Origin of the sequence: Methanosarcina sp. DH1 (assembly GCF_020804205.1) — an archaeon.
Lineage (GTDB): Archaea > Halobacteriota > Methanosarcinia > Methanosarcinales > Methanosarcinaceae > Methanosarcina > Methanosarcina vacuolata.
In genome coordinates, this window is sequence record NZ_WJBJ01000041.1 from 1 (window position 1) to 10804 (window position 10804).

General features: G+C 39.6%; 7 protein-coding genes and 1 pseudogene. 4 read left to right on the forward strand and 4 right to left on the reverse strand.

What is annotated here, in order from left to right; genetic code table 11:
- On the reverse strand, window positions 1-312 hold a 312-nt coding region (locus tag FXW07_RS19030; RefSeq protein WP_229397174.1), incomplete at its 3' end, for a DUF4277 domain-containing protein.
- Window positions 313-517: 205 nt separating this feature from the next.
- Between FXW07_RS19030 and FXW07_RS19035 the strand changes: the two genes are divergently transcribed.
- Together FXW07_RS19035 and FXW07_RS19040 are read left to right on the forward strand one after the other, a co-directional pair.
- Complete coding sequence (locus tag FXW07_RS19035; RefSeq protein WP_229397175.1) at window positions 518-2245, forward strand: hypothetical protein; 1728 nt, start codon at window positions 518-520, stop codon at window positions 2243-2245.
- Between the two features lie 956 nt (window positions 2246-3201).
- On the forward strand, window positions 3202-4116 hold the full coding sequence (locus FXW07_RS19040; protein WP_229397176.1) for a hypothetical protein: 915 nt from the start codon (window positions 3202-3204) through the stop codon (window positions 4114-4116).
- A gap of 121 nt (window positions 4117-4237) precedes the next feature.
- Here the strand turns inward: FXW07_RS19040 and FXW07_RS19045 are convergent, their stop codons facing one another.
- Window positions 4238-4423 (reverse strand): hypothetical protein, encoded by a 186-nt coding sequence (locus FXW07_RS19045; RefSeq protein WP_229397177.1) that lies wholly within the window; start codon window positions 4421-4423, stop codon window positions 4238-4240.
- 111 nt (window positions 4424-4534) lie between these two features.
- A complete protein-coding gene (locus FXW07_RS19050) occupies window positions 4535-5734 on the reverse strand; it encodes a tetratricopeptide repeat protein (RefSeq protein ID WP_229397178.1) in 1200 nt (399 codons plus the stop codon).
- Between the two features lie 467 nt (window positions 5735-6201).
- On the opposite strand from FXW07_RS19050, the gene FXW07_RS19055 reads away from it, so the two are divergent.
- Complete coding sequence (locus tag FXW07_RS19055) at window positions 6202-7464, forward strand: alkene reductase (RefSeq protein WP_229397179.1); 1263 nt, start codon at window positions 6202-6204, stop codon at window positions 7462-7464.
- A 309-nt stretch (window positions 7465-7773) separates the two neighbouring features.
- Entirely contained in the window at window positions 7774-10068 is a 2295-nt protein-coding gene (locus tag FXW07_RS19060) for a CDC48 family AAA ATPase (protein ID WP_229397180.1), read from the forward strand.
- Between the two features lie 239 nt (window positions 10069-10307).
- Here FXW07_RS19060 and FXW07_RS19065 read toward each other — a convergent pair.
- Window positions 10308-10760 (reverse strand): annotated as a pseudogene (locus tag FXW07_RS19065) (ISNCY family transposase); the annotation flags it as partial.
- Window positions 10761-10804 lie beyond the last annotated feature (44 nt).

Below are 10804 nucleotides of genomic sequence, written 5' to 3' on the forward strand. Positions count from 1 at the left end.
TTCTCCAATAGCATATGGATTCAGGTCTTCTTGTGTGACGCTGTCTCCAAAAAGTCTTCCTATAGAAATAGTTCTGAAATAATCAGGAAAAAGGTACAGACGTTGCCCTATGAAACCAAGACCATTGAGTACCATGGCAAGGATACAGACAGAGTGAGGAACCTTGTGATCTCGTTCTTTAGGAAGTTTCTCATCGATCAATTTGTCAACTTCAAGCTCGCGGAAAACTCCAGCAATGAGACCAAGGTGACCTAAGAAGCTTGTACGTTTTATTGAGGATTCAACTCTTCTAATGTTGTTTTTATCTGCCATGGAAGATCAAGAAAAGAGATATAAAAATTAATTATATTAAATTATATGTTTACCTGCCGAAGATAGGTTAAAAGCTTGTTTTATTGATTCATCCAAAAAGATTCCTCAAAAAATTTTTGACACCTACTGGAAAGTCTGTGATGAAGTCATCAAAGAACTTTCAAATAAGAATCCTAAATTTGATCAAATAAATATTGACATATTTTTGCATGAGATAAAAGTAGAAACAGCAATTAAAGAATACTTAAAAAATCCTAATAAGTCTATTTGCTTAAGTGTTTTGATTAATGAATTTTTTAATCTATTCAGCCAAGAAGATTTCTCCAAAGAAGATGCAAATTTAATCTTAAATACTTTTTTTGAAGTTATAGATTCTGAAATCGAGAAAAATCCTGAACTTCGTGACTATCTTAAGCTTTACTTAGCAAAACAAATAACTGAAACTACTCAAAAATTATGCAAATTATCCCAAGAAACCAATCAAGGAGTGCAGGAAGCAAATCACGAAATTAAAGAATTGTCTAAAGAGATGTATAAAGGGTTCCAGATTCTCGAAGGAATTAAAGAAAAACTAATGTTTTATGATTCTCAAGGAGAGGAAATAAAAAATCTCCAAGAAAAATATGCAATACTTTCAGATAATTCCGATCCCCTTCTTAGATTAGAAAGAAGAGAGTTTAAAAATGTTCATAGGTTTTTGGATCAATTAAACATGTATTTAGATATGGATTTTTCCATTGTAAAAGATCTATATTATGATTCTTGTTGGAAATTAGGCATTGCTTACAATAGTTATTCTGAAGGCCAGATTACCTATTTACTTTATCCTATTAATTACTTTAAAAATGACTTGCAAATTAGGGAAATATCAGATAAGTTGAAGGATGAATTACGAGATTATGTTATAACAAGTACGGGTCCAACGAATCCTATTCATTTCCAGCCAGAAAATTATGCAAAAGAATTAGTAATTAAAAAAGTGAGCGAAATATGTGATAAAAAATTACTTCCTTTGCGCAATATATCTCTTTTTCGTGAAGTAATCTTTGGGATTATTGATAACCTTCATGAATGTCTAGGTTTAAAAGTAAAAAATAGTTATACAAGTCGAGAAATTCGACAGTCTTTTTATGCCTACCTCCCAATTTGGGTAGATGAAGTTTTGAATAATGAAAATATAAACTTAGGATACCATCCTCTTTTTTCTCCTTATATTGATCCAGCATTTCTACTTCATCAACTGAATCCGAAGAAAAAAGAAGAGATAGATAAAAGAGTAAATGAAAGAATTAGGAATTGCCAGTTCAATAATAGAAATTTAACTCTGGGCACAAGAAATTTTCCATTAAAACTCATCTCTGATTTTTTAGAAAGCTCTTCTCTAAATGACTTTAATGAAATTAATAGGCTTTATATTCCTAAAAACTTCGACAGGCACCCAAGTAGTCATTATAGTTGGTCTTACAACACACCAGAAGAAGTGTTCGAAAATATCAAGACATTTTTCAATGAATTTCCTAATGTTTATAATGCTACAATTGATTACTGCTTCCCAAAACTAAAACAGGAACTAAAATTCTTTAATGATTTTGATACTTTAATTATTGTAATTGAAGCCCATGATAACTATACGGACAATACCAACGAATATTCAAAAAGGTGTCCGTTAATAGAGTACTACTATCTAAGGGCTGAAGAACCAAACACCAAAGAAAAAATCAAAATTTTCATGAAAGATAGAGATCACATTCCGATCAATAGAGAAATGAACTTCAAATCCAAAATATGCATTGACGGCAAATTATACACTACTGTTAAGTTTGAAGGTCCTGGAAAACTCGGTTTCATATTTGAACACCTACCAATGTTTGACTATTTGTATAAAACGTTAAGTAAAAGGATGAAAAATCTTTTTATTAAAATGGGTAATTGATGATACTTGCTCACAAGCCTTTTTGCTAATTTCAGGATAATTCTTTCCTGTTTATTGAAATCTACATCAATTAACCTCATTTCATCATTTGAAAATTCACAATTGATTCAGTGTGTATCAAAAAAGCAAAAATTGTGTTACAGAACAACATTAAATTGGTATCCTCTTCAAATTGAATTGAGAATTTTCCAACTCAATAAATATGCAACAATTTTATCACACAGTTATAAAATTGAATTCATCTCTTGAGGTTGTTTCTCATATTTGAGTAAATTCTTAAATTTTCAGCAAATACATGAAATTTACTTTTACCCATACAATTTGAAGAGGATACTTAAATTGATAGAAAAACAATACAGATTGATATAGAAAAAAACAATGAATCGATGAAAAAACAACAGAAATCGAAATCAATCAACCTTATCATCTCATTTGAAAGTTTACAATTGGTTCAATTTGTGCATCAAAAAAACATTAGGTGCAATCTATGAACTAGCGAGAACGTATTATTATTGACTCCGTAGTCTTTACAGGCAAATCCGTTATCAAAGGTACATGCCTTGCAGTAGAGTTCATTATCGATCTGCTGGCTCACGACTGGACTGAATCTGAGATTCTTCGGAACTATCTTGGTCTGACCCATCAAGACATTCAAGCGTGTATAATGTATGCAAGCGATTTGCTCATGACATAAAGAGTTTATCCCGCCGAGATCTCTCAGGACGTATACTGATGCGCCTGCTGAAAAATGAAAACCTTCTTGAATCCAGAAATTTTGCTTCTCTTCTTTTTCTTCTTTTTTTGTCAGCGACCGCCCGATATCTGCTGCTTTGCAGCATGCGGGCGTTGAGGAAGCTTTGAGATATTTTTAAAAGAACGTCCCAATATTTATTAAGAGTGGTGAACTTTTTATGAGAATGATAACGCTATGAGTCCAAAAATAGGAGGCCCCTGAAATGAGTAAATCTCTCAAAATTTTAGAATATTTGCTATTGGCAATTGCAGGTCTGGCTGTGCTTTTCTTTGTGGGCTTCCTTGGATTTCTTACGTTAATGACTATTAATGACCAGGCTTCTTATTCTGGAGATACTGTTGACGTCGGACCAATTGATTACAATTCCATTGTCACAAAAACAGAAAAGGCCGGATATGATCTCAGTGGACCTTATACCAAGCTGGATGAAGCAAATTTAATAGACCCGGGAAATGTTGAATCTCTTGAAGACAGGTTTAAAACAGACTACAGGGTATCAAGAATCGCTCTCTACTACAACTTAAATACATGCCTCGAATTTACAAAAGATGAGAAAAATCAAACGCTTGTAACACTCTACAATTATTCTCATCATAATGATGCCGGTGATATTACCCCGCAAATGCCTTCCATGTTTCCGGACGACTCCTGGATGCTTAAGATGCTCGGAATGAGTTTAGGGCTTAATGAAACTGAATCTGGAGAATTTCTTAAACAGTTAAAGAATGAGTCCCCGGAGCAAAAGGGAGTTGTGAGTCTGACCACTAAAGAAAATGTGGATTTTCCGGCAGTCTATGCTTACCTTAACCAGAGCAAAACAGCAACTTTCATAGGATCTGAAGACAAATTTTACAGAAACGATACAAAACTTGGGTGCGTAGAATTTGTTATCCCTGAAACTACTATCACTCGGAAACATCATTTCAGTACATACAATATCTATGTGAGCAGTTCGGGATTTATACGTACAGATATTTACATGCCCACAGGCAGCGCCGGAAAAGAAATTCCTGAAGAGGAGTACAGAACAGTATTCAGGGAAATGTTCGAAAACGTTGGCCTACCTACCGAAAAACTTGACGAAATCGAATTTGATTACACTCCAAGTATCTGGTGAGACTGATTTTCCTGTCTTTATCTCTGTTTATTGATGTTGCAGGCATGGCAGGCAGCTGCATAGAGGAATTTTCTATCTCAAAAAAGATCTTGACAATTTTTGTGAAGAAAGGAAATAAATTTCAATCCCCAGGAAACAGTGATGAGCCTTCTACGTCATTCGGGTCCCCATCATATTCCCGATAAACTACATACTTGCCGTTTGTCTTTTTTATGCACCTGGCTCCAAGCCCATTCTTCTTCCACATAGCTTTGCGCTTTTCTGCATCTGATTTACAAATGCCTGAATAGCTGAATTCGTCGAGCATGAAGGTTTTGTCACTAAATTTTCTGAAGGTCTTTTGCATTGTAATCAGTCCTGGAAATCCATCCCAAACCCGCAGACTACATAGAGCCGTTCAATAGATACAATGATACAATTATGCATTGTCATAACTGACTTTCAAAGCAAGAAGATACTGCATTGCAGCTTCTTCCTTACGGCCCAATTCTTCGAGGAGAACTCCATAATTCCAGTGTGTATCTATATCTTCGGGATCAGCTTTTAGAGCAAGTTTATACTGTACCTCCGCTTCCTCCGTGCGGTTCATATCATTCAGGAGAAGCCCATAATTACAATGTGCCTCTGTACTTTTAGGATCGTTTTCAAGAGATAGCTTATACTGTACCTCAGCTTCCTCCATACGATTCATATTGTGCAGGAGAAGCCCGTAATTATAATGTGCATCTGCGCTATTAGGATCTTTTTCAAGAGATAGCTGATACTGCTTTTCAGCTTCATCAAATCGTCCCATTTCGTTTAAGATATTTCCGTAGTTATAGTAAGCCGCCGCATAATCTGGGTTTGCTTCAATTGCAAGCTTATACTGTTTTTCAGCTTTGGCCTTATTTCCCATCATCTCAAGCAAAACACCGTAATTATTGTGTGCAGCTGCAAAATTGGGATCAATTTTCAAAGCAAGCTTATACTGTTTTTCAGCTTCTTTCTCGCGCCCCATCCGCTGCAGGAAATTCCCATAGTCACAATATATGGTTGCAATTTTTATATCGGTTTTCAAAGCAAGTTTATACTGTACCTCCGCTTCCTCCATACGATTCATTTTGCTCAGCAGAAGGCCGTAATTATAGTGTATCAATGGCTCATCTTTATCGATTTCCAGTCCGAGTTTGTACTGTATTTCAGCTTCCTTCATGCGACCTAATTTGCTCAGAAGAAGTCCATAGTTTGCATGTGTAGCTACATCTTTTGGATCGATTTTCAGAGCAAGTTTATAATGCTTTTCAGCATCTCCCATACGTCCCAAACTTTCGAGAAGAAGTCCGTAATTTATGTGTATGGATACGTTTTTAGGATCGATTTTCAGAGCAAATTTATAATGTTTTTCAGCTTCTTCCATGCGACCCGTTTCGTACAGGAGAAGTCCGTAATTTGAATGTACTGATACATCTTTTGGATCAATTTCCAGTCCAAATTTATACTGTACCTCCGCTTCCTTCATGCGACCCATTTCATATAGGAAAACCCCGTAATTAAAGTGAGAATCAACATCATTGGGATCAGCTTCCAGAGCAAGCTTATACTGCTTTTCTGTCTCTTCGTTTCGATCTCTTTCTTTCATAACCAGAGTCCGTCCCTCAAAATGTAATTTTTATACATCCTGTATGCAATGAATATCTTCCTGTTTTAATGGTTAAAATTAGTGATTATCTCTTGATTTTTAGAATTTGTCAGTTTATGGCAGCCCGATGCTTTTGGTTGCTATTTGACAAAATAATAGGAGAGAAGGTGCTGTATACTGCATAGTCTCAGAACGATGGACACTTATAAGCTCAACCGCAGGCTGGAAAGAATACTTGTCCTTCCATTAGACTGCACAGTGACAGCGATTTGGTAGCTTAAATACCCGACAATCATCAGGCAAGCTACGAATATTTAAATAAAAAATCCATAATAATTATCGTAGAATTAATTACCCGGAGCTCGTATTTAATGATTAGCTCGTATTTAATGATTCAAGGTTAAGTTGTAAGCGTCGCACAATTGGGGATGGTGCTAAGCGCTGAGACAATAACCAGAACCAGTTCAATGATTGCGGGAGCATTGAGAAGATTCCGAGATTCTAAAAATCCAGCTAAAAAGATAGCTGATACTAAAAATCCAGCTAAAAAGATAGCTGATGCTAAAAATCCAGCTAAAAAGATAGCTGATACTAAAAAGATGGCTACTGATTTTTCAAGCTTAAAGGAGATGATTATCATGGCAGGAGACACAGATTTATTTTCACATTATCAGATGGGCGATCTCACGCTGCCAAACCGCATAGTGATGGCACCAATGACCCGAAACCGTGCAGGGGATGCCGACGTACCGGTCTCACTGACGGCCACTTATTATGTACAGCGAGCCTCAGCCGGCATGATTATCACCGAGGGTTCGCAGGTTAGCCCGCAGGGAGTAGGTTACGTGCATACGCCGGGCATATACTCTGCAGCACAGGTTGCCGGCTGGAAGAAGGTGACAGACGCTGTCCACCAGGCTGGCGGCAGGATTTTCATCCAGCTCTGGCATGTAGGAAGGATTTCCCACCCCGACTTGCTGGGAGGCGCTCTGCCGGTTGCACCATCCGCACTACCCGTCGAAGGCTTTACCCACACACCAGGTGGAAAAAAGCTAATTCCCGTGCCAAGAGTCCTGAATACCGAAGAGGTGCCGGATATCGTCAAGCAGTTCCGGCAGGCGGCAGAGAACGCCAGAAACGCCGGGTTCGATGGCGTCGAAATCCATGGAGCCAATGGCTACCTGCTGGACCAATTCCTGCGGAGTGGGTCCAACAAGCGAACCGATAAGTACGGCGGCAGCCTTGAAAACCGGGCCCGTCTACCGCTTGAAGTCACAAAAGCCGTCATTGAAGTGTGGGGCGGCGATCGTGTCGGCTACCGAATCTCCCCGCACAATACCGAGCATTCTATGTCAGATGCCAATCTCCAGGAGACCTTTTCCTATTTCACCAGAGAGCTGAACAAAACGGGTCTGGGATACCTTCATTTAATCGAGCCCATAGGAGGCCGAATGGGGTTTGTGCCACCCGAAGCACGGATTGGGCCTATCCTGCGCAGCATTTTCAAAAGGACCTTAATACTGAACGGCGGCTATGGCCTCCACAGCGGGAATGAGATCATTGCCAGCGGCGAGGCCGACCTTATTGCCTTCGGAGTGCCATTCCTGGCCAATCCTGACCTACCAGAGCGTTTCAGGCAGAATGCACCACTGAACGAGCCGAATGTGGCCACCTTCTATGTGGGCGGTGTGAAAGGCTACACGGACTATCCGGCCCTGGTCCATAGATGATATGGCTCAAAGAATTGGCCATAGATGATATGGCTCAAAGAATAGTACTGTCAAATCTTCGGGGGATGAGTAAATTTATAGGTTCTACTAGTGCATCGATTCCACACCAGTGCTTCGATTCCAAAATTGATTTCTTATTTCCTGGAAAAATCCGTGATCTTCAGATCTATTCAAAAAGCAAGTTTCATGACCTATTTCGGAATCGCAATATTAGTGTGTAAATGGGGAGTAGTGTGTAAATGGGGAGTAGTGTGTAAATGCGGGAGTAGTGTGTAAATGCGGGAGTAGTGTGTAAATGGGGGAGATTGCTTGACTAATGGAGATGAAAAGACAATCAAACTGAAAGTTGCAGAAGCTAACCATCGTGACGTCGGAAAAGGTATAGTTCGTATCGATGAAGCCTTCAGGGAAAAGCTTGGTTTAAACTCCTTTGACGTTGTGGAAATCAGAGGGGGAAAGGTGACCTCAGCTCTTATAGGGAGACCTTATCCTGACGATGAGGGTCTTGATATCATCCGTATGGACGGGCTTATCCGCACGAATGCGAAGACCAGCATAGGAGAATACGTGGAAATCTGCAAAGCAGAATGGAAAGAAGCAAAACATGTGACCCTCTCTCCCGTAAAAAGGGGAATAAAAATTTATGCTCCCAGTGAGACTCTTAGTGCTGTTTTCATGAACCGTACGGTTTCAAAAGGGGATTTTATCTCCACCACCAGTTTAAGTAGCTCCCGAGATATGGATACTTATGGCAAAGGACTCATGCTGGATGAATTTTTCCAGGACTTTTTCAGACAGGGTTTCGGCTCCTCTTTCGGGCTCGGGGAAATCAAGCTTCAGGTTGTTTCTACCTCTCCGTCGGGGATAGTAAAGATCACTGACATGACCGAAATCGAACTCCTGCCGGAAGCCAGGGAAATTACTCCTGAGCAGGACATTCCCACTGTTATGTATGAAGATCTGGGTGGACTCCAGGATGCGATTTTAAAGGTAAGGGAAATGGTAGAAATCCCTCTGAAATACCCTGAACTTTTTGATCGGTTAGGGATTGAAGCCCCAAAAGGAGTGTTGCTCCATGGCCCTCCCGGTACTGGCAAGACTATGCTTGCAAGGGCTGTTGCAAGTGAATCTGATGCTTATTTTATCTCAATCAACGGCCCGGAAATAATGTCCAAATATTACGGAGAATCCGAAAAAGCTATCCGCGATATCTTCGATGAGGCTGAAAAGAATGCACCAGCAATTATCTTTCTGGACGAGATCGATTCCATTGCCCCGAAAAGAGCTGAGGTCACAGGAGAAGTTGAGAGGAGAGTGGTCGCTCAGCTCCTTTCCCTGATGGATGGGTTGAAAAGTCGCAAGAATGTAATCGTGATAGGTGCAACGAACCGCCCTGAAGCCCTGGATCTGGCACTGCGCCGCCCGGGCAGGTTTGACAGGGAAATTGAGCTCAGGGTCCCGAGTACCGAAGGCAGGCTCGAAATTTTCCATATTCATACGAGAGGAATGCCCCTTACAGAGGACGTAAATCTCATGGATCTTGCTCAAATTACCTATGGGTTTGTGGGGTCTGATATTGCAGCACTCTGCCGGGAAGCTGCTATGAGAGCTCTTAGGCGTGTCTTCCCGAGGATTAATCTAAAAGAACCTCATATCCCAAAAGAAATTCTGGATTCATTACAGGTCACAAGAGCAGACTTCGAAGAGGCCATGAAAGATGTGCAGCCCTCAGCCATCCGGGAAATACTTATTGAGATTCCCAATATCAGTTGGAACGATGTTGGCGGCCTGGAAGACGTAAAATGTCTCCTGAAAGAAGCTGTAGAATGGCCACTTAAAAACCCTGAGTCTTATCGGCATATAGGTGTTGAAGCTCCAAAAGGCGTACTCCTATATGGTCCTCCGGGTACTGGAAAGACCCTTCTTGCAAAAGCCATTGCCCATGAGTCAGATGCCAATTTTATCACTGCCAAAGGAAGCGACCTTCTTTCCAAGTGGTATGGAGAGTCAGAAAAGAGGATTGCTGAGGTCTTCACCAGGGCGAGACAGGTTGCCCCTTCAATTGTTTTTCTGGACGAACTTGACTCACTTGCTCCCATCCGTGGGATCTCAGCAGGTGAGCCTCAGGTTACAGCCAGAATCCTTAATCAGCTTCTTTCCGAAATGGATGGTCTTGAAGAACTCAAGGGAGTGGTGGTGATCGGTGCAACTAACCGTCCTGATATCATAGACCCGGCTTTGATTCGTCCAGGGCGTTTTGATGAGCTTATTCTCGTCCCGGTCCCTGATAAAGGAGCTAGAAGGGAAATTCTCAAGGTTCACACAAAGAAGATGGCTCTTGCAGAAGATGTGGATATCGAGGAACTCGTTGTCCGTACCGATAATTACACAGGCGCAGATCTTGCAGCAATATGTAAAAAGGCAGGAAGATACGCCCTGCGTGAAGAACTTCATGCAGACAATGTTAAACAAAAACATTTCCTTAAAGCAGTTTCAGAGACACGACCTTCAGTTACCCCTGATACTATGAAATACTATGAAGCAATAAAAGGAGAAATCATGACCAGGAAATCAAAGGAAATAGAAAATCCCTTATATATATGAGTAAGAGTGCAATTTGGACTCAGTTTCATAATTTAGTGATTTCTCATTTTTTCCGTCCTTAAAACTTCACTTTTCTCTGCTAACTGCTCAAACAAACTGTAATAATCCTTGAGAAACGATTTCTTTGGCAAGAATGCCAAAGAATTATTTTACTCCTTTAATTTTTCACTGGATTTTTTGATTAAAATCGATACGCTCCGCTACTTAATCCTCAACTTCGCTCTCAAAAATATCTTTTACTAAAGCTTAAATGGAGTAAATAATCTGAACAATTCCAGAAATGACTTTTGTGGTTTCTTGAGCAAATTTAATCTTCTCATTTGAGTAAGTTTAATCTGATTCTCAATTCCTTTATCGGTCCTGAACTGCTTCTTGTTATCCGTTTTTAAACTTTTTGAATAGTAGCTTTCAATAGGATTATTTGTCGCTGGCGCTCCTGGAAGATAATGGAACAAAGTAAGATTTAGCCAGTGTTTATTGATCATCCACAATCGTTTTTGAACCRATTCATCATATGTTCTTATATTTTCCATTAATTTATTGAAGTTATATTTTGCTTTTTCAAGACTATTAAGTGGAAGATTTTCCTTTTTTCGTCTTCTTTCAAGCTTTAATTYAKTTCTATACTTGTAAAATTTCTTTTTTGCKTTTTTACTCCATTCCTGATGTTTTTCTTCTTTATTAACTAGATTMKGTCCTTATACACATCTGACGCTGCCGACGACTAGTCGAGTGT